Annotated in this window: 13 protein-coding genes; 9 read left to right on the top strand and 4 right to left on the bottom strand. The window is 73.0% G+C overall.

Annotation, left to right across the window (positions count from 1 at the left end; all coding sequences use genetic code 11):
• Positions 1–304 precede the first annotated feature (304 nt).
• Positions 305–898: a winged helix-turn-helix domain-containing protein gene (locus tag IG86_RS0124220; protein WP_030899581.1), complete on the top strand. Its 594-nt coding sequence runs from the start codon at positions 305–307 to the stop codon at positions 896–898.
• Positions 899–983: 85 nt separating this feature from the next.
• Here IG86_RS0124220 and IG86_RS0124215 read toward each other — a convergent pair whose 3' ends face one another.
• A complete protein-coding gene (locus IG86_RS0124215) occupies positions 984–2,435 on the bottom strand; it encodes a PepSY-associated TM helix domain-containing protein (RefSeq protein ID WP_030828585.1) in 1,452 nt (483 codons plus the stop codon).
• A gap of 87 nt (positions 2,436–2,522) precedes the next feature.
• Positions 2,523–3,227 carry a hypothetical protein gene (locus IG86_RS0124210; RefSeq protein ID WP_244306051.1) on the bottom strand — a complete coding sequence of 235 codons (705 nt, stop codon included), beginning with the start codon at positions 3,225–3,227 and terminating at the stop codon, positions 2,523–2,525.
• Between the two features lie 63 nt (positions 3,228–3,290).
• On the opposite strand from IG86_RS0124210, the gene IG86_RS0124205 reads away from it, so the two are divergent.
• From IG86_RS0124205 to IG86_RS0124170, 8 genes are all read left to right on the top strand, one after another.
• Complete coding sequence (locus IG86_RS0124205) at positions 3,291–3,878, top strand: rhomboid-like protein (protein ID WP_234348885.1); 588 nt, start codon at positions 3,291–3,293, stop codon at positions 3,876–3,878.
• Positions 3,879–4,001: 123 nt separating this feature from the next.
• Positions 4,002–4,799: a tyrosine-protein phosphatase gene (locus tag IG86_RS0124200; RefSeq protein ID WP_030828579.1), complete on the top strand. Its 798-nt coding sequence runs from the start codon at positions 4,002–4,004 to the stop codon at positions 4,797–4,799.
• A gap of 57 nt (positions 4,800–4,856) precedes the next feature.
• The gene (locus tag IG86_RS0124195) at positions 4,857–6,797 is read left to right on the top strand and encodes a hypothetical protein (protein ID WP_030899572.1); all 1,941 of its coding nucleotides are present in this window, start codon (positions 4,857–4,859) and stop codon (positions 6,795–6,797) included.
• A 174-nt stretch (positions 6,798–6,971) separates the two neighbouring features.
• Complete coding sequence (locus IG86_RS0124190; protein ID WP_030899569.1) at positions 6,972–8,375, top strand: hypothetical protein; 1,404 nt, start codon at positions 6,972–6,974, stop codon at positions 8,373–8,375.
• A gap of 95 nt (positions 8,376–8,470) precedes the next feature.
• A complete protein-coding gene (locus IG86_RS0124185; protein ID WP_030828570.1) occupies positions 8,471–9,367 on the top strand; it encodes a metal-dependent hydrolase in 897 nt (298 codons plus the stop codon).
• Positions 9,364–10,419 carry a PDR/VanB family oxidoreductase gene (locus tag IG86_RS0124180; RefSeq protein ID WP_030828567.1) on the top strand — a complete coding sequence of 352 codons (1,056 nt, stop codon included), beginning with the start codon at positions 9,364–9,366 and terminating at the stop codon, positions 10,417–10,419. Before IG86_RS0124185 ends, IG86_RS0124180 begins: the two co-directional genes overlap by 4 nt.
• A 23-nt stretch (positions 10,420–10,442) precedes the next feature.
• The gene (locus IG86_RS0124175; RefSeq protein WP_030828564.1) at positions 10,443–11,159 is read left to right on the top strand and encodes a TetR/AcrR family transcriptional regulator; all 717 of its coding nucleotides are present in this window, start codon (positions 10,443–10,445) and stop codon (positions 11,157–11,159) included.
• A gap of 62 nt (positions 11,160–11,221) precedes the next feature.
• Positions 11,222–11,758, top strand: a complete 537-nt coding sequence (locus IG86_RS0124170) for a GNAT family N-acetyltransferase (protein ID WP_030828561.1) — start codon at positions 11,222–11,224, stop codon at positions 11,756–11,758.
• On the opposite strand, the gene pulA is transcribed toward IG86_RS0124170, so the two are convergent.
• Positions 11,745–17,087, bottom strand: a complete 5,343-nt coding sequence (gene pulA / locus IG86_RS0124165) for a pullulanase-type alpha-1,6-glucosidase (RefSeq protein WP_107051942.1) — start codon at positions 17,085–17,087, stop codon at positions 11,745–11,747. The two genes, IG86_RS0124170 and pulA, sit on opposite strands and share 14 nt — an antisense overlap.
• 93 nt (positions 17,088–17,180) lie before the next feature.
• Complete coding sequence (locus IG86_RS0124160; RefSeq protein ID WP_030828556.1) at positions 17,181–18,899, bottom strand: carbohydrate-binding module family 20 domain-containing protein; 1,719 nt, start codon at positions 18,897–18,899, stop codon at positions 17,181–17,183.
• Between the last annotated feature and the right edge of the window lie 1,015 nt (positions 18,900–19,914).

Here is a 19,914-nt window from a genome sequence, read left to right as displayed (position 1 = left end):
TGGTGAGACATTGGTCCGCGATACGAGACACGGCCTGCCCCGGAGCCGGCACTTCTGCTTGAATGGGGCCATGGCCAGCCACCCGCACACCTCGTCAGGTCGCAGCGACCTCGAGCCGTTCTGGCCGTCCCGTCAGGACCACGACTTCGATCGTGAGTGTTGCCGCGCGAAGAACGCGCCGGCCCTCTAAAGCCTCCGGGACCTCTCCTCCGGGTTTCCCCGAGGCCTTCGGTCTGCGCGGTACGACATCGATGACGCACGTACGTCTCCTGCCGACCACTCCGCGTGAAAGAGCTGACCACTCATGGCGAACACCCGCTCCCTGACCTCCGCTGCGACCGCCACCTCCCCGGCCTATCCGCCCAGTCCCCGCCACCGGCTGCGCGCCGTGGACCGGGACGAGGTGGCCCGGGTCGTGGACTTCCTCCCGCCCGGTGCCACCTGGCTGCCCGCGCCCCAGCACACCCTTCCGGCGCTGCCGGGCCAGCCGCCGATGGTCGGCTACCTGGTCCTCGTACCGGCGGACCAGCAGCCTCCGATCGCCTTCGCGCCGCAGGCCGTGGCCGCCCCGGTGCAGCCCGTCCCCGGCCCGGCCGGAACCCCCGACCAGGACGACGACGCCCTGATCCGGATCGACGCGGCGCAGCGCACGGCCGAGGTCGACGGGCGCGTACTCGACCTGACGTACCTGGAGTTCGAGCTGCTGGCCCACCTCGTGCAGCACCCGCACCGGGTGCACAGCCGGGACCAGCTGGTCACCACGGTCTGGGGCTACGGCCATGTCGGCGACGGCCGGACCGTGGACGTCCACATCGCCCGGCTGCGGCGCAAGCTGGGCGGGTCCCACCGCGGTGCGATCCAGACCGTGCGCCGGGTGGGCTACAAGTACGCCCCCTGACGCCCGGCCCCGGACCGACCCGAAGACGACGGTGGGCCCGTACTCCCCCGGGGAGTACGGGCCCACCGCGTTCACCGGTCCCGGGCTACGCGGCCGCGGCCGCCGCCGCCCGACGCCGTGCCACGAAACCGAGCAGCAGGTCCACCACCAGGAAGGCGGCCAGGCTGATCCCGAGCAGCGGGATGAACCAGCCCACCAGGGCGGTGACCGCGGCCAGCGGCAGCACCACGGTCACGGGCAGCTTCCGCCAGGCGCCGCGCGGCTGCGCGCGGCCCACCGACAGCGTGCGGTCCTTCGTCGGCCGGCGCAGCCACCACATGCGGTAACCCCAGAAGACGAGGAACATCAGGGCGACGGCCAGCGCGGCGAGCACGATCTGGTTGACGAGGCCGAAGGTCTGGCCCATGTGCAGGTCGATGCCGAAGCGGGTCATCTTGGCGAGGACGGGGTAGTCGGCGAAGCGCAGTTCGTCCATGATGCGGGCGTCGGCGGGGTCGACGGCGACCGTGTCGAAGTGCACCGGCACCTGCTTGTCCTGCTCCTTGATCACGTATCCCTTGCCCTTGGCGGGCAGGGTCACGCGGATCGCCTCGGTGACGCCGGCGTCACGGGCGGCGGCCACGGCCCGGTCGATGCCGACGTCGGCGGTGGGCGCGGGCGGGGGTGTCTGCGCGCCCCCGGGCATGTGGTGGCCCGCGTGCTCGTCGGCGCCGCCGGCCTCCGCGCCCGGGTTCAGCTTGGCGGAGACGGCGGGAGTGGCCCCGCCGAGGCCGTCCTGGAGCTGCCCGATGTTCTCACCGGCGTACTTCGACCAGGTCAGGCCGGTGGCGGAGAGCACGACGAGGCCGGCGACGGACCAGAGGCCGACGACTCCGTGCCAGGACAGGGTCCGGCGCCGCCCGGTGGCCCCCCGGTCCGGGAGGACGAGCTGCGCCTTGCGCTTGCGGCGGCGGCCGATCCACAGGGCGAGGCCGCCGAGCGCGACCACCCACATCCAGCTGGCGGCCATCTCGCTGTAGTTGCGGCCGAACTCGCCGAGCTGGAGGTTGGAGTGGAACGTGCTCAGCCAGGCCCGCAGCGGCAGGGCGTCGCCGACGGTGGTCAGCTGCCCGCGCACCTCGGCGGTGTAGGGGTCGACGAACACGGTGAGGGTCTCGCCCTCCGCGAGGCCCGAACTCTCCATGATCACACGGGTGGTGGCCTCGGCGTCGGGGCCGGGCCAGACGGACACGACCTCGCCCTCCGGCGCGGCGCCCTTGGCGGCCTCGATCTGGGCGCTGAGGGGCAGGGCGCCGTCGCCGACGCGGGCGACGGTCAGTTCGTCGGCGTAGACGATCTTCTCGGCCTGCCAGGAGGCGGCGTACAGCAGCCCGGTGGCGGCGGCGAGGAACAGCAGCGGGGCGATGAGCAGGCCCGCGTAGAAGTGCATGCGCAGGAGCAGCGGGCGTATGGCCGCCCAGTTGCCGCCGCGGCTCTTGGAGGTGGCGGGCGGGTCGGAGTCCGGGGTGCGGACGTCCTGAACCTCGTCAAGGGACATGTCGGTCCTCGGGGTTGGCGAAGGCATGGGGACTGCGGCCCCGGACCTCGCCTCCCTCGCACGGTTGCGCCGTGGAGGTGCGCCGGATCAGGCGCGGGCAGGACGGCCGGGGGCCGTGAAACGGTGTGCGCTGCCGCCCCGGGGCGGCCCGCGGCGCACCACGGCGTGGGCGTGGACCGCTCCGCGCAGCCGGCGCGCCCGCCGACGGGGGTGCCGGGCGCGGAAAGCGGGCGGGGCCGGTACCGCCGCCGCCCGGGCCCGCACCAGGTCGAGCGCGCGGGCCAGCGGCCGGGCGGCGTGCAGGGCTGCGGCGCCCAGGACCCGTGCCAGCCGGAAGACCGCGGCCTCGCCCCGCGCGAGCCAGGCGGCGCAGAGCAGCCCGGCCAGCACGTGCGCGGCGATCATGCCGAGGCCGCCGTGGCCGGCCATACCGGCCATGTCGGCGACACCGGGGGCCTCGGCGGCGGTCAGGCCCGCGTCGGCCGCGGGCACGTGGTGGTGCTGCTGCATCGCGGCGGGCCCGGTGGCGTTCTTCGCCGCCTGGCTGCCGGAGAAGAGGAGGTGCAGCACGCCCTGTACGGCGAGTACCGCCAGGGTGATCCCCACGGGTCCCCGCCGTCGTCCGGCGGCGAGCCAGGCGAGGCCGAGGGTCACCGCGAAAGCACCCAGAAGGCCGAAGAAGGGGATGTCAGTGCCGGACATGTACGAATGCCCCACCGCGCCCAGGGCGACGCACACCGCCGCGAACATGGCGGCTCGGGTGGCACGCAATGGCGCGAAGGATTCGAACATGGCCGGGACATGTTCGCACGACGCCCCTTGGCTTCCGCCAGAGGCTTATCCGATCATGAGCATGTGAATCCAATTCCATGGGGCGCGGTGTACGCCGGCGGAGTCCAGCTCGGGGCGTACGCCCTGGAGCGCACCGGACCGGCCGATCGGGAGCGGCTGCTCCGGGACTGCTCGACGAACGTCGACAATCTCGCCGCCGGGCGCTGGGAGACGCTGCTGAGCAGCGCTCTCGTCGTCGAAGAACCGATGCCCCTGCCGTACGCGCTGCTGCTGGTCGCGGTGCTCGGCTACGCCGAATACGCGTACGGGGCCTGGTGGACGGCCGCGGTGTTCCTCTTCGGGCACGCCGCGGCGACCCTCCTCGTGTACGGGGCGCTGCGCGGGCGCGCCGATTCCGCGACCCGGCGCGCCCTGGACGTGGGGACGAGCTACGGGTTCAACGCCGTCCTCGGCGCGCTGACCTCCGCCCTGCCCCGCGGGGCCGTCCGCACGGCCGCCCGGGCCGGATTGCTGGCGCTCGCGGCGGCGCCGGTCCTCAAGCGGGGCCGGACCTTCACCGACGCGGGGCACCTCGCGGCGCTCGGGATCGGCATGGGGGTCTCACTGGCCCTCGATTGCCTCCCCGGTACGAAACATCAGAAAATAGCCTGAATCGACACACCGCCGCGCCGCACACCACGCACACAAACCGCACGACCACGACCGCACGACCACGACCGCGTCACCGCATCACCGCATGACACGAGTAACTCGAACACCGCTGGAGCCGCCACGATGACCGCCACCCCGTCCACCACCGTCGCCAACCTCCGCGACCTCGGCGGCACCCCGCTCTCCGGCGGCCGCACCGTCCGCCCCGGCCTGGTCCTGCGCTCCGGCCAGCTCGACCGGCTCGACCTCGACGCCGACCCGGTGGTGGCGGCGCTGGGCGTGCGTACGGTCATCGACTTCCGCACCGACGCGGAGCGCGCCGACCACCCCGACCGCATACCGGCCGGGGCCCGGCTCCTCGTCGGCGACGTCCTCGCGGACAAGCTGCGGGCCGCCGGCAAGAAGCCCGCCGCCGCGCAGCTCAAGGACCTGCTCTCCGACCCGGTGGTGGCCGAGGAGCACCTGGGCGGCGGCAAGGCGCAGGCCCTCTTCGCCGACACCTACCGGTCCTTCGTGCACTCCGGCTCGGCGCAGGCCGCCTACCGCATGCTGCTCACCGAGGCCGCCGACCCGCAGGCGGGCCCGCTGCTCTTCCACTGCACGGCCGGCAAGGACCGCACCGGCTGGGGCGCGACCGTCATCCTGGCGCTGCTCGGCGCGGACGACGACACCCTGATGGCCGAGTACCTCTCCGTGAACCCGGCGGTCAAGCAGGCCTTCGCCCCGATGATCGAGGGCTTCACCGCGGCCGGCGGCGACCCGGACATCGCGCTCGCGCTGATCGGGGTCTTCCCCTCCTACCTGGAGGCCGCCCTCGACGAGGTCGAGACGCGCTACGGCTCCATGGAGAAGTACGTGCGCGAGGGACTCGGTGTCCCGGACGAGACGGTCGAGGCGCTCCGGGCCCGCCTGGTGGGCTGAGCCCGCCGCAGGCGGGCAGGGGGGTGACCATCCGACGATTCGCTCGTTCTGCTGAACGTGACTGCGCCGGATACCGCCACCCGCCCCCTGCCCCCCGTGGCTCCCGTGCCGCCGGACGTCGAGCAGGCCGAGGCCGCCATCGTCGAGCACTACCCGCGGCTGGTGCGGCTCGCCTATCTGGTACTGCCCCCCACCCTCGGCCGCAACCGGCGGGTGCTCACCGCGCACTCCCTGGTCCAGCGGGCACTGCCGCGCGGGCGGCGGGACGCGGCGGCAGGCGCCGCGGCCGTACAGGGCGGGGTCCCGGGGCAGCGGGGCGGGCCCGAGGACTCCGGGTACGCGTACGTCCGGCTGCGGGTGCTCCGCGCCGCCCTGGAGGCGGGGCTCCCGCTGACGTTCCGGGCGCTGCCCCGGCGTGCGCAGCTCCCCCCGGCGCTGCCCCAGGTGTGGGGCCTGCGGCTGTTCCCCCGCTCGGGCGGGGCCGAGGAACTCGCCCTCGACCAGTGGCTGGCCACCCTCGACGGCCCCGGCCGGGCCGCCTGCGTGCTGCGGGCCCTGGAGCGGCTGTCCGAGCCGGAGGTGCTCCGGGTGCTCGACGAGGCCGGTGTCCCGGACCCGGCCGCGGCGGTCCGGGAGTCCGGGGATCCGGCGAACGACGCGCTGTTCGCCTCCCCCGAGTTCGACCCGTGCGTGCTCCAGGCCCGGCCCACCGACCTACTGCGGCGCCGCCGCCTGACGCGGGCCGCGCTGGCCGCCGCGGCCGCCCTCGCCGTGTGCGGGGCGCTGCTCGCGCTGCCCGGCGGGGGCTGGGGCGCGGACGGGGCCGCCGCTCCGCCGTACGCGCGCAACGCCGCGGCCGAACTGGCCCTGGATCCGGCGAAGCTGGTCCGGGCCGCGCCCGCGCTCTGGCACACGTCCTCCCGTACGGACTTCTCGACCTGGCCGGCCCGCGGGGACCGCGCGGACGACACCGCGCTGCTGCGCCGGGCGCTGGCCGTCTGGGCGCGGCCCGGCACGTCCGTGGTCGTCTCGGCCACCCCGGGGACCCCGTCCGGGCCGCCGATGGGGCCGGCGCAGCTGCTGTTCGCGGGTGCCGTCGACCAGGCCGTGGTGGTCCTGCTGTACGACGGTCTGCGCGTGGTCCGCTACGCCGAACCGCGCTCCGGATCGGCGGGCGCGGCCCTGGACTTCGCCCGGACCGACGGCGCCTCCGCGGACACCGCGACCGCGCTGGTCGTGAGCCGGGTCGACGGCAACGTCCGCTATCTGACCGCGCCCTGGGTGACGGGGGCGGCCCTGCGGGACCTGCTCAAGCCCGGCGGCCCGGCGACGGCGCTGAAGCCGACCCAGGACGGCGTGACCCCGCCGGTGCCGGGTCCGGCGCCGACGGGCGACTGCACGAGCTGGAACGCCCTGTCGCTGACCGGGGACGGAGCCACCCGGCTGATCACCGACCTGGGCGAGCTGACCCCGGCCCGGCTCACCTCGGGGGCGCCGGGGGCCGAGCGGAACGTGACGGAGGCCGCGGAGCTCGCGGACTGGTCGAGGATCGCCTGCCTGCTGCCGTCGGTCCGCTCGCACGGGGTCCGTACGGTCAACGCCTGGACGTACGCGAAGCAGCCGCTGCCGGAGGGCGACGGGACGGCGACCTGGCTCTGTACGCGGGCCGAGACCTGGCAGGGCGCGGCGGACCGCGTGCAGGCCCAGTTCCTGGCGCCTGGCTCGGCCGCGGCGGCGCAGGCGGCGGCCGCGGAAGGGGCCGCCGCCTGCGGGCCCCGGGAGCCGCGGGTGCTGGCGGGCGTGCTGTGGAAGTCGCGGGCGGGCCAGTGGTACGTCCTGGCGGCGGGCAGCGCGCAGTTCGCCTCGCTGTCGGTGTCGGGCGGCGGGGTGAACGGTTCGGCGAACGGCAACCGGCTGGCGGTCAAGGCGCCTGCGGGTGCTCAGGTCGACCTGTCGGGGAAGCTCACGGACGGGACGAAGGCGGGCGTGCTGCGCTGACGGCCGGGGCCGGGGCGGAACAGCCGCGAAGTCGTGTGAAGATTCAACGACCAAGCGGCTGAAGGGAGTTGGCGGGATCCGGGCATGACGGCCACTGCGCACACATGGCATGATCGGATTCCGGTTACCGCTCGGTAATCCCCCACATCCCTGCCCCTTTTGAAGGTCCACCACGTGCGCACGCTTGCCCGCAGCCTCCTCCTCCCCGGTCTGACCGCCCTCGCGCTCACCGCCACCGGCTGCGCCTCGACATCCCACACCGGCGCCGCCGAACCGGCCGCGCCCGCCCCCCTCACCCCGTCCGCCGACGGCACGTCGCAGCAGCTGGACGTGGCCGCCGCGCCCCAGGGCGAGCCCACCCCCGCGGCCGTCGCCCGCGGCGGCCCCAAGGGCCGGACGGAGAAGTCCACGCTGAAGGTCGCCTCGTACGACGCGGCCACCGGACGGGCCGTCATAGCCAAGGCCCCGCCGAAGGGGCCCTCCGAAGCACCCTCGAAGGACAAGTCACCCGAGGCCGACAAGCCCGTCGCGGCGGGCGACGTCATCGCCAGCGCCCCGGCGCCCGGCGCCCCGAACGGCCTGCTCGCCAAGGTGACCGAGGTCGTCGGCAAGACCGACCGCGGCACCGAGGTCAAGACCGCCTCGACGACACTGGCCGCCGTCCTCAACGACGACAAGGCCGACGGCAAGGTCCCCGTCGACCCGTCGTCGGTCGTCGTCGAGCCCCTGATGAAGGGCGTCACCTTCTCCTGGGCCAAGGGCGACGGCCTGAAGTTCGGTCCCGAGGGCGCCAAGCTTCCGCTCGGGAACCTCCGGCTCGACGTGAACGCCTCCGTCGACACCGCCCCGGACGCGCCCGCCTCGGCCGGCGCCTCCGTCTCCGGCTTCGTCCAGCTCGCCCCGCAGGTCGAGTTCCAGTACGACGGCACCCAGGGCGGCGGCTCCGGCCCGCGCGGCGCGTTCCTCGGGATGAGCGGCGACTGGTCCTCGCAGTGGAAGCTCCAGGGCCGCGCCGCCGCGAGCACCGGGGCACCCAAGCGGATCCCCTTCGCCAAGCTGCACAGCTCCCCGGTCATCCAGGTCGGCCCGGTGCCGGTCGTCGTCAACCTCGGCCTGACCTGCTACATCCAGGTGGAGGCCGACGGCAAGGTCACCCTCGACGTCCAGCAGGACGTCAAGGGCGACTTCAAGGTCGGCGGCAGCTACGCCTTCGGCAAGGGCTGGACCCCGGTCAGCTCCTCGAACGTGAAGAGCACGCCGGTCCAGGCGACCGTCACCGCCGCCGGGAAGGTCAAGGGCGCGCTCGGCGCCGAGGCGTCCGTCGGCCTCTACGGTGCCGTCGGCGTCACCGGCGACTTCGCCCCGTACCTGCGCGGCGAGGCCGACGTGAAGGCGACCGCGTCCAGCGACGGCAAGGCCTCCGTCAGCGGGGCCTGGGCGCTGTACGGCGGGTTCGACCTGAGCGGCCAGCTCCAGCTGCAGCTCTCCCTGTTCGGCACGCCCGCCTTCGAGCGCAGGATCCCGCTGGGCGCCCTGAACCGCGAGTGGGCACTCGCGAGCGGCAGCACCGGGCGGTAGCCGGACGGGTCCACCCGCCGGACCGGACCGCGGCGGGCGCGAGAAGTCGGCGCAGGGGTCTTCTCACCCCCTGTACCCATCAGTACATTGACGCCATGTCTAATACGCCGCTCGCGCCCGCCCCCGTGGCGTCGGAACACGTGGACCTCAGGCCCCGGAACGTGTCCTTCGGCTGGGAGGACACCCCGCTGCACTGGCTGCCCGGCGAACCCTTCGCCGGGCACATGATCAACGTGCTGCACCTGCTGCTGCCCGCCGGCGAGCGGTGGTTCGTGCACGTCTACAAGCAGGCGCTCCCCTACATCGAGGACGAGCGGCTGCGGGAGGACGTCGTCGGCTTCATCGGCCAGGAGGCCATGCACGCCGCCGCCCACGACGACGTCCTCCCGCACCTGAAGCGGCTGGGGCTCGACCCGACGCCCTACACCGCCCAGGTGGACTGGCTGTTCGAGAAGCTGCTCGGGGACCGGACCCTGCCGCCGGGCCGGGCCCGGCACTGGTGGCTGATGGAGCGGGTCGCGATGATCGCGGCGATCGAGCACTACACGGCGTTCCTGGGCGACTGGGTACTCAACGCCGACGCCCTCGACCGGCGGGGCGCCGACCCCACCATGCTGGACCTGCTGCGCTGGCACGGCGCGGAGGAGGTCGAGCACCGCTCGGTGGCCTTCGACCTCTTCATGCACCTCGACGGCGGCTACCGGCGCCGGGCCCGGACCTGGGCGACCGCCTTCTCGGCGCTGGTCTTCCTCTGGCAGCGCGGGGTGCGCTTCTTCATGGAGAACGACCCCCACCTCGTCGGCGGCAAGGCCTCCTTCGGGCAGTTCTTCCTCGCCGGGCGGCAGGGCGTACTCCCGTCGACGGGCTCCATGCTGAGGTCCATCCCGAAGTACCTCTCCCGTACGTACCACCCCTCGCAGGAGGGCTCGACCGCCCAGGCGGTGGCCTACCTCGCCTCCTCCCCCGGCGCGAACGGCGGGGTGCGGGCATGAGGCGCGCCCTCGCGGTCACGACGGCCACGGCGGTCGCGGGTGCGGCCTGGGCGGCGCGGCGGGCCCTGAACCGCCGCATCGGGCGATCCCCGCTGTGGCCGCTGCCGGCCCTGGAGGTCCCGGTCTCGGGCCACTCCCCGCGCCGCGCACTGCGTGCGCTGATCGTCTCCCGTACACAGCCCGCGCAGGACGTTCTGGAACTGACCCTGGAATCCCCGGAGCTGCCCGCGTGGACGCCGGGCGCGCACGTGGACGTCACCCTGCCCTCGGGACTGGTGCGCCAGTACTCGCTGTGCGGCGACCCGGCGGACGAGGGCCGCTACCGGCTCGCGATCCGGCTGGTCGAGGACGGCCGCGGCGGCTCCCGCGAGGCGCACGCACAGCTCGTCGAGGGCGCGGAGCTGGAGTTGCGCCCTCCGCGCAACCGCTTCGAGCTGCTCCCGGCGCCGTCGTACGCGTTCGTCGCGGGCGGCATCGGCATCACCCCGATCCTGCCGATGCTCCGCGCGGCCACCGCCGCGGGCGCCGACTGGACCCTCCTGTACGGGGGCCGCTCCCTCGACTCGATGCCCTTCCTGGACGACCTCGCGGCCTACGGGGACCGGGTCACGGTCCATCCCGAGGACGAGGTGGGCCTGCCGGACCTGACCCCGCTCGCCGGGGCGGCGCCCGGCACCCTGGTCTACTGCTGCGGGCCGGAACCCCTGATGCGGGCCGTCACGGAGGCCGCCCACGATCCGGCGGCCGTGCACCTGGAACGCTTCGCACCGTCGGCCGCGCCCGGTCCGGCGCGGGCCTTCACGGTCGAACTGCGCCGCTCGGGACGGGCCGTCGAGGTCGGCGCCGGGGAGAGCACGCTCGCCGCGGTGCGCAGGGAGCTGCCGGACACCCCGTACTCGTGCGAGCAGGGTTTCTGCGGGACCTGCCAACACCGGGTCCTCGCGGGCGAGGTGGACCACCGCGACGACCTGCTCACCGACCAGGAGCGCGGGGAGTCGATGCTGCTGTGCGTCTCGCGCGCGAAGGGGGACCGCCTCGCCCTGGACCTGTGAACGCTCCCCAGTAGGGTGTCCGCATGACGACCGGAGTGCGGCGCAGGATGGGTGTCGAGGAGCGGCGGCAACAGCTGATCGGGGTTGCCCTGGAGCTGTTCAGCCACCGGTCGCCCGACGATGTGTCGATCGACGAGATCGCGGCGGCCGCGGGGATATCCCGGCCGCTGGTCTACCACTACTTCCCCGGCAAGCTCAGCCTGTACGAGGCGGCGCTGCGGCGGGCCGCCGACGAGCTGGCGCAGCGGTTCGTGGAGCCGCGGGAGGGGCCCCTCGGGGCGCGCCTGCTGCGGGTGATGGGGCGGTTCTTCGCGTTCGTCGAGGACCACGGGCCGGGCTTCTCGGCTCTGATGCGGGGCGGTCCCGCCGCCGGCAGCAGCCGAGCCAACGCGATGATCGACGAGGTCCGGCAGGCGGCGTACGAGCAGATCCTCACGCACCTGGGGATCGGACTCGACGAGGTGCCGGCCCGGCTCGAACTCGTGGTGCGCTCCTGGGTGTCGCTCGCCGAGTCCACGGCGCTGATCTGGCTGGACGGGCGCCGGATCCCGCGGGGCGAGCTGGAGCTGCAGCTGGTGCACGACTTCGCGGCGCTGGCCGCGGTGAGCGCCGCCTACGACGCGGAGATGGCGGGGATCCTCGTACGGATCCTGGCCGACGAGCCCGCCGAGGGGCCCTTCGGGGAGCTGGTCGGGCGTCTGGTGGGGCTCGTTCCGGGTGGCGCGGCCCCCGTCGTGTGAAGGGGCGCGCATACCGCGCCCTCTCTTGATCACGACCGGTGGTGATCACCGATAATGCCCGCGTGATCATTGACGACGGGATCTTGTTCCGGCCGGCCGTGGAGAAGGACGCCGGCACCCTGGTGCGGCTGTACGACGAGGCCGCCCGCTGGATGGTGAAGCACGGGATCGAGCAGTGGAAGCCCGGCGACAAGGACGCCGCGCACTTCCGGTCGAAGATGCACGACGGAGAGGTGTGGCTCGCCGGCGATGCCGACGGGCGGGTGTGCGGGGCCTACGAGTTGTGGTGGTCCGACGAGGAGGCCTGGGGGATCCAGCCGCCCGTGGCGGGCTACGTGCACCGGCTGATGGTGTCGCGCGAGACCGCTCCCGCCGGGGCGGGGCGCCGGCTGCTCGAACATGCCGAGCGGCGGACGGCCAGGACCGGGCGGGAGCGGGCGCGACTGGACTGCGTCTCCACCAACCCCCGGCTGCTCGCGTACTACCTGGACGCGGGCTACCGGGTGGTCGGGGAGCTCCCCGACAAGCGGGGGAAGGACGGCAGGACCTACGGGGTGATCCTGCTGGAGAAGCGGCTCGACCGGCTCACCGTCGTGTGAAGACGGCCACGGTGCGCGCCGGGACGGTGAACTCTCCTGTCGTCACGTCGTAGGCGGACTGCCTGACGGTGGCGTCGGAGCCCGCCGCCTGCACCGGGTGCAGGCGGTAGGCGGTGCCCGCGAGGGCGCTGACGCGCTGGGGCCGGGCGGTGGGGGTGGCGTTGAAGACCACCACCAGGTCGCCCAGGGTCATGGTGATCACGCCCGGGGTCTCCTCCCGGCCCGAGAGCGGGAACGCCAGCCGGGACTGGACGGCCTCCGCCGTGGCGAGGGCGAACTCCGGCTCGGTGGTGCGGATCTTCAGCAGGTCGCGGTGGGCCGCCGCGGTGGCGTTGATGTCGGTGCAGGTGGGCGCCGGTCCCGTCAGGAGCGGCTTCGCGTAGGGCCACTTCGGGGCGTTGTCGGCGGCCGGGGGCAGACCGCGGCCGAAGCCGTTGCCGGCGCGGCAGTCCCACTGGATGGCGTTGAACCAGTCGCCGCTGTCGTAGGAGTTGCGGTCCAGGGACTTCGAGCGCAGCAGGTCCGTGCCGGCCTGGGACAGGGACGGGCCCTGGGAGAGGGTGGCCGTCGCCATGGCCAGGACCTGCATGCGGGCCTTGTCGGCGTGGGCGGTGGCGGGCGGGAGCTTGAAGGTCAGGGCGTCGGCGAGGGTCTCGTTGTCGTGGGCGTCCGCGTAGGCGAGGGCGTCGCCGGGGGCGGCCGCGTAGCCGGCGGGGGCGCCGTTGTAGTCGACCTCGGAGCCCTTGACCCGGCGCCCGGAGGTGTCGGTGAAGGCGTACGAGGCGAGGTTGCCGGAGAGGCCGACCTTGATCAGGTCCTGGGCGTGCAGGAGGCGGGCCTTCTGCTGCTCGGGGGTGCCGTTGGCCGGCGAGTCGTTCGGGGCGGTGAACAGGCCCGACGCGAAGCCCTGGACGCGCGGGTCCTCGTCGAAGGGGCCGCCGCCGCGGACCGCGTCGCGCGCCCGGTCGGAGAAGGTGGCGATGCCCGTCCCGGCCATGTTCTTCTGCGTGGCCTGCACGAAGCGGGCGTCGTCGGCGATCTCGCCGAAGTTCCAGCCCTCCCCGTAGAGGACGATCTTCTTCCCGTCGACGCCGTCCTTGGCGGGCGTCAGGGCGTCCAGGGCGGCCCGGACCGCCAGGATGTTGGCCTTCGGGTGGTGGCCCATCAGGTCGAAGCGGAAGCCGTCGACCTTGTACTCCTTCGCCCAGGTGACGACGGAGTCCACGACGAGGCGGCCCATCATGGCGTTCTCGGGGGCGGTGTTCGCGCAGCAGGTGGAGGTGGCGACGCTGCCGTCGGCCAGCAGGCGCTGGTAGTAGCCGGGGACGATGCGGTCGAGGACGGACTTGTCCGACTGCCCGGCGGCGACGGTGTGGTTGTAGACGACGTCCATCACCGTGCGCAGCCCGGACCCGTTCAGGGACTGGACCATCCTGCGGAACTCGACGGTGCGGGCCGTGCCGTTCGGGTCACTGGCGTAGCTGCCCTCGGGAACGGTGTAGTGCAGCGGGTCGTAGCCCCAGTTGTAGGAGTCCTTCGCGGCGGCGGCCGCCACGCACGCCTGCTGCTCCTGCGAGTCCGGCGCGTACACCGTGAGGTCACAGGCGGGCTCGGTGCGGTCCGCGGCCTTCTCCGGGATGGTGCCGATGTCGAAGGCGGGCAGGAGGTGGACGTAGGAGGTGCCGGCGGTGGCGAGGTCGCGCAGGTGGCGCATGCCCGCCGAGGCGGTGTCGGTGAAGGCCAGGTACTGGCCGGGGTGGCCGCTGGTGCGGTCCGCGACGGAGAAGTCGCGGATGTGCAGCTCCTGGATCTGCGCGGAGGTGAAGGGCACGGCCGCGGGCTTGCGCAGGGTCTTCCAGCCGGGCGGGGCGAGCTTGGGGTCGGCGAGGTCGACGGCCAGGCTGTGGGTGGAGTCGGCGGTCAGGGCGGTGGAGTAGGGGTCGGTGACGAGGTTGCGGACCACCTGGCGGGTGCTGGGGGCCCACACGGTCACCGCGTAGCGGTACGGCTTCCCGGTCCAGGAGCGCTCGCCGCGCACCGACCAGACGCCGGTGGTGTCGTCGCGGCGCATGGCGACGGTGCGGCCGTCGAGTTCGAGGGACACCTGCTGGGCGGTGGGCGCCCAGACGGAGAGGGTGGGGCGGCCGTCCTTGAAGACCGGGCCGAGGGCGGCGGTCGTCGCGTACAGGTCGTCGAGGACGCCGGCGAGCTGGACGCCGGTGGCGGCGAGCACGGCGCCGTTCGCGGCGCGGGCGGAGGCGACGAGCTGTCCGCGCAGGGCCTCCCGTACGCGGTCGCGGTCGCGCGGGTCCACGCTGAACGCGGCGTACGCGGCGAGGTGCGGGAACTTCTGCTTCTGGGCGGCGGTCAGTTCGGAGCGGCCGAGGCGCAGCCACTGGGCCGGGCCGGTCAGCGTGCCGTTCTCCGCCTTGACGGCGCCGTCGCGGGAGGCGAGGAGCTGGACGGACGCGGCGGCCGCGGGGGCGTTCCAGGCGACGGTGTCGCGGTCGATCCAGACGGCCTGGGACTTGGTGAGGTCGAGGGCGGCGGAGGAGCCGGCGGGCTGCGGCAGGAGGTACTTCTCCTGGCCGCCCAGCATCCACACCTCGTGGCCGGTGGCCTTCAGGTCCAGGGACTGGTCGGTGGGCAGGTCCTTCTCGTCGCCCTTGTGCAGGATGTAGCTGAGGCTGGTGGCGCCGGCCGCGAGGGGGACCTCGTAGACCGCGCCGTAGGCGTCGGTACGGGCCGGGAGCAGCGGCTTGGACCAGTCGGTCGGGGTCGCGGCCCCGGTCCAGACGTGCAGGCCCCAGCCGTCGTAGGCGCCGTCGGGGCGCCGGTGGTGCAGGACGGCCTTGCCCTGGTCCTGCGGCGGGTACGCGGGGCGGTCGGTGCGGGCGGGCTCCTTGCCCTGCTCCAGCCAGATCTCGCCGGTCTTCGTCACGTCGATGGTGCGGTCGGCGGCGACGTCCTTGTTGCCGTCCTTGTCGATGACGAGGTAACCGACGGAGGAGGCACCGGGCTTGAGCCTGACGTACGCGAAGGCGCCGTAGGCGTCGCGGCCGGTGAAGCCGTGGCCGGCCGGCCACGGGGTGGCCTCGCCGTCCGCGATGTCGCCCCAGGCGTACAGCCGCCAGTCGGTGTAGTCGCCGTCGGGCCGGTTGTAGTGGACGACCGCGTAGTCGCGCTGGGTGGCGGTGGGCACCTCGACGGGCGGGGCCTGGCCGGCGACGGACGCGGCGAGGGCGCTCGCGGTGCGGCCGGCGGAGTCGACGACGACGGCCTTGTAGCGCAGCGGGGTCCCGGCGGGCGCGGTGACGTGCTGGGTGACCTTGTAGGGGGCGTGGTCGGCGGAGCCGAGGACCTGCCACTTCTCGTTGCCGGTCTGCGCGGCGAAGACGACCCGGTTCAGGCCGCCGCCGCTGACGTCGGCCGACAGCTCGACGGTGCCGGCGGCGCCGGGGGCCGGGGCCTTGAGGGTCAGGGCGGGCTTGGCGGTGGGGGCGGCGAGGGGGGCGACGGCCCGGAGGACGACCGAGCCGAGGGCGGGGACGACGACGGTGAGCTTGCCCGCGGCGGAGGCGCGGATCAGGGCGGTGCCGCCGTACAGGGTTCGGTACTGGGTGCCGGCCGGGGCGTCGATCTCGACGGTGCGGGACTCGGCGCCGTTGTTGGCGGCCACCAGGTACTCGGTACGGGTACGGGCGTCGGTACGGGCGAAGGCGTACACGGAGCCATCGGAGAATCGTTCACTCTGGATGCCGTCGCGCAGCGCCGGGTGGGCCTTGGTCAGCTTCGAGAGAGCACTGATCTCCTTGTAGAGAGGGTGCTCCGGATCGTAGGCGTCGCTCGCGTGCGTGCGCGCCGTTCCGAGCTGGTCGTCGTCCAGGTAGTCGGCGACCTTCGAGGCGAACAGCGGCTGGCGCGAGTCCTTGTCGCCGCCCGCGCCGGTGAAGCCCTGCTCGTCACCGGAGTAGACCACCGGGTTGCCCCGGGAGAAGAACATCAGCTCGTTGGCGAGCCGGTAGCGGCCCAGCAGCTCCTGCTCGGCGGCGCCGGGCCGGTCCTGCTTCAGGAAGGCACCGAAGCGGCCCATGTCGTGGTTGCCGAGGAAGGTCACCTGCTCGTAGGCGTTGGCCTTGCCCGAGGTGTAGCGGTAGTCGTCGGCGAGGACGGAGCCCAGCCGGGAGGCCGCCGCGCCCTGGGAGGCGTACGCGCGGATCGCGTCCTGGAGCGGGAAGTCCAGGGTGGCGTCCAGGCGGCCGCGCGTCACGTACGGCGAGGTGACGGCGGTGTCGGCGGAGTAGACCTCGCCGAACATGAAGAAGTCGTCGCGTCCGCGCTCGGCCGCGTACGCGTCGAGGGCCGTCGCCCACTGGGTCCAGAACTCCGTGTTGACGTGCTTGACCGTGTCGATGCGGAAGCCGTCGATCCGGAAGTCCTTGACCCACTTCTCGTAGATCTTCTCCATCCCGCTGACGACCTCGGGACGCTCGGTCCACAGGTCGTCCAGGCCGAAGAAGTCGCCCTGCTCGGAGGACTCGCCGGCGAAGGTGGAGTCACCCCGGTTGTGGTACATCGTCGGGTCGTTGAGCCAGCCGGGCACCTTGAGGTTCTTCTTCGCGGCCGGCACGAACGGGGTCCTCGGGAAGGACTCTCCGTCCACCTTGGGGAACTTCCCCTTCCCGTCGGCATAGTCCTTGTCGTCGAACGGCACCCCGTCCTTCGTCAGGTAGGGGAACGCCCCCTTCGACAGGTACGAGTAGGAGGCCTCCCGGTAGTCCACGACGTCGGCGGTGTGGTTGGTGATGACGTCGAAGAAGACCTTCATCCCCTTCGCGTGCGCCTTGTCGATCAGCCGCTCCAGGTCCGCGTTGGTGCCGAAGTGCGGGTCGACCTGCGTGAAGTCGGTGATCCAGTAGCCGTGGTAACCGGCGGAGACGTCGTCGCCCTTGCCCTGCACCGGCTGGTTCTTGAAGATCGGCGCCATCCAGATGGCCGTGGTGCCGAGCCCCTTGATGTAGTCGAGCCGGTCGGTGAGCCCCTTGAGGTCGCCGCCCTGGTAGAAGCCCTTGTCGGTGGGGTCCAGACCGGTCTCCAGGCGGGAGCCGGTCAGTCCGCCCCGGTCGTTGCGCGGATCACCGTTCGCGAACCGGTCCGGGAGCACGAAGTAGAACTGCTCGCGGGTCAGGTCGTTGCGGGCCGGTTCGCCGGCCAGTTTCGCGTCCGACGGCGGGGCGGGCACCTTGGCCTCGGCGGCCGCGGCGGGGAGGGCGGGCAGGAGCGTCACGGCCAGCGCGGCGGCGAGCACTCCTGCGGCAGGGCGTATCAAGGCGGGTCTCCTTGTGTACGTGTCGCATGGATGAGGGCCGCCCGGCGGGGGCGGGGCAGGTGGTGCCGGGCGGCCCTGGTCTGTGGGGCGGGTTCAGTTGCGCCAGGTGTCGCTCAGCGTGACCTTGCCGCTCGCGGGGACGGTGGCCGTACGGTTCGCGCCGCTCTCCCAGGTGACGTTCCCGGCGGCGTCCTTGCGGACGTACTTGTACGCGAACGACGTGCCGGCCGGGAGGGAGACGTCGAGCTTCCACACGGGGTAGGCGGCCGGGTCCAACTTGAGCGCGGCGCCGGTGTTCCAGCCGCCGAGCTCGGCGCGGTCGCCGGTGACGTAGATGTTCTGGCCCGGCACGGTGGTGGCGTTGACGGCGAAGGCGGCGCCGCCGGGGCCCGCGGGGGTACCGGCGCACGTACGGGCGTTGACGTGCAGGGCGAGGGCGGTCCCGGCGCCGAGCGTGGCGGTGAACTGGCCGCCGGAGCCGACGGTGACGGTGCGCCCGCTCTGCACGTCGCAGTAGTCGCCGGCGGGGAGCGAGGTCTGGAAGGTCCTCGTCAGGGCCGATCCCTCGTGGTTGATCGCGACGTAGGCCTTGGAGCCGCGCCCGAAGGCGATCTGGTCGCCGCCGTTGTCCCACCAGTTCACGACGCCCTGACCGCGCGCCGCGTTGCGGAAGCCGACCATCGAGGAGATCTCCCGCCAGGCGTGCTGGCACTTCCATCCGTCGGTGTAGCAGGCGTTGACCGTGCCGCCGTTCGGCGGGCCGGCGTCCTTGTCGGTCCACTCGTAGCCGGAGTGCACGTCGGGGGAGCCGTAGGGCCAGGCCAGCGTGAAGACGCTGGCGAGGGTGTAGGCGGACCCGTCCTTGTAGGTCAGCGTGTCCCCGCCGCGCTCTGTGTCGTGGTTGTCGACGAAGACGCCGCTCTGGGCGGAGGGCATGTACCCCCAGGCCTCGCCGAAGTTCTTCAGGTGGGCCAGGTTCTCGTTCTGGAAGACGCGCTTGAGGTCCCGGGCGTACCGGAACTCCTGCACGTCACCGCTGCCGAGGTACTCGCTCGGCTGGACGGCTTCCCCGGCCCCGTATATCGCCTCCTGCTTCCAGTAGACCCCGGGGTTGGTCAGCCTGGACTTGATGTTGGCGAGGTCGGCGGCGGGCATGTGCTTGGCGGCGTCGATGCGGAAGCCGTCGACGCCCAGCGACAGCAGGTCGTTGAGGTAGCCGGCGATCCGGCCCCGCACGTAGTCCTCGCCCGTGTCCAGGTCCGCGAGCTGCACGAGCTCGCAGTTCTGGACGTTGCCGCGGTCCTGGTAGTTGGAGATCGCCGCCCGGCAGTCGTCCAGGTCGGAACCGGAGTAGATCCCCGGGTAGTTGTACTTCGTGTACGAACTCCCGCCCGTCCCCGTGAAGGTGGCGCCCGCGTCCGCCGGGCCCGCCATGTGGTTGACGACCGAGTCGACGACGACCTTGACGCCCGCGGCGTGACAGGTGTCGACCATGGCCTTGAAGGCCGTACGGTCACCCAGCCGGCCGGCGATCTTGTAGCTGACGGGCTGGTACGAGGTCCACCACTGGCTGCCCTGCACGTGCTCCTGCGGGGGCGACACCTGGACGTACCCGTACCCGGCGGGGCCGAGGCTGCCGGTGCAGGCCTTGGCCACGGAGTCGAAGCGCCACTCGAAGAGGACGGCCGTCACGTCCTTGTCGCCGGGTGGCGTGGCGGCGGCCTGCGGCGCGACGGCGGTGAGCGTGGCGGCGGTGGCGAGTGCGGCGGCGGTACTGAAAAGGGTTGCAGCTCTGACGGCCCTGGCAGGCATGCGGGGTCCTCCTGGGGGGAGAGGTGGGGATTGGAGCGACCGTAGGTGCCAGGTAGGAGCCCTGCAAGACTTTGCGCAAGAGATTGCAGAATTGTTTCCGAGGCGTGTCCTGCTGCACGGACGTCTCGACTGGGGCCCCTGGAGGGCGAGTTCACCGCTCAAGGACACGCACGGCCGCGGCCTCGCCGACCATTGGATGTCAATTCCTGCGAAATGCAGCCGAGCTGGGTGAAAGGAGCGGGCTTCCCGAGCCACGACCACGGCCACGGCCACGGCCACGGGAGAACCCCGGGGGCACCCCCATGCCCAAGACCCGCGGGGGGGCTTCGGGGGGCGGGATGCACAGACTCGGCGGTCAGAGAAGTCCTGGGGGTTTCCCGTCAGTCCCATCGTCTCTCCGCGTCGGGCCGGCCCCTCAAGGGCGCTCCTTCGTCGCGTCGCTACGCGATGGCCTTCGGCCACCCTTGACCGCCCGCCCCGCCACGGACATACGAGGACAGCCGGGAAACCCCCAAAGGAACGGGCCGGTTCCAGATTCAGGGACGGGCGGCCAGCGATGCGCGGCCGGAGCCCGGGGCGCCCCAAATCGCTACGCGCTCCTGCCGGACGGCGCCTGCGAGCCCCCTGGGCCGGGCATAGGCCGCCACCAATCGCTACGCGCTTCTCGACGACCGCGTCCGGCCCCCGTCTGGGGCTGAGAAGGGCGATACGAGGGACGCGGAGGGGGCATCCATCGGCTCAGCCGATGCCAACCCCCATCAAGACCACGGTGAGACCCCACCCCCCGGTACAGACAGGGGCAATTGGGTCATATTGAGGGCTCTTTGAGGCGCACACTCACCCAGACATGGATTGGCATCGCCCCAGCCGTCATCTGACGCTTTCCCTCCCCACGCAGGGGCCGGACGCCGTCCACGGGGGGTGGCGGAAGGTTTCTGCGGCTTGCGACCAGCCCCGGACGGCTTGCGGACGCGTGATGGAGGAGCGGGCAGCGATCGATGGCGGCTTATGTCCA

It is taken from the genome of Streptomyces virginiae, from assembly GCF_000720455.1.
Classification (GTDB): domain Bacteria; phylum Actinomycetota; class Actinomycetes; order Streptomycetales; family Streptomycetaceae; genus Streptomyces; species Streptomyces virginiae.
Note: the sequence above shows the minus strand (reverse complement) of the source record. Positions and strands in the feature narration are given on the sequence as shown.

Coding starts and splice junctions, on each gene's coding strand:
- IG86_RS0124160 (WP_030828556.1), bottom strand. CDS start 18,899: ATGCCTGCCAGGGCCGTCAGAGCTGCAACCCTTTTCAGTACCGCCGCC.
- IG86_RS0124180 (WP_030828567.1), top strand. CDS start 9,364: ATGAGGCGCGCCCTCGCGGTCACGACGGCCACGGCGGTCGCGGGTGCG.
- IG86_RS0124200 (WP_030828579.1), top strand. CDS start 4,002: ATGACCGCCACCCCGTCCACCACCGTCGCCAACCTCCGCGACCTCGGC.
- IG86_RS0124210 (WP_244306051.1), bottom strand. CDS start 3,227: ATGTTCGAATCCTTCGCGCCATTGCGTGCCACCCGAGCCGCCATGTTC.
- IG86_RS0124215 (WP_030828585.1), bottom strand. CDS start 2,435: ATGTCCCTTGACGAGGTTCAGGACGTCCGCACCCCGGACTCCGACCCG.
- IG86_RS0124185 (WP_030828570.1), top strand. CDS start 8,471: ATGTCTAATACGCCGCTCGCGCCCGCCCCCGTGGCGTCGGAACACGTG.
- IG86_RS0124175 (WP_030828564.1), top strand. CDS start 10,443: ATGACGACCGGAGTGCGGCGCAGGATGGGTGTCGAGGAGCGGCGGCAA.
- IG86_RS0124220 (WP_030899581.1), top strand. CDS start 305: ATGGCGAACACCCGCTCCCTGACCTCCGCTGCGACCGCCACCTCCCCG.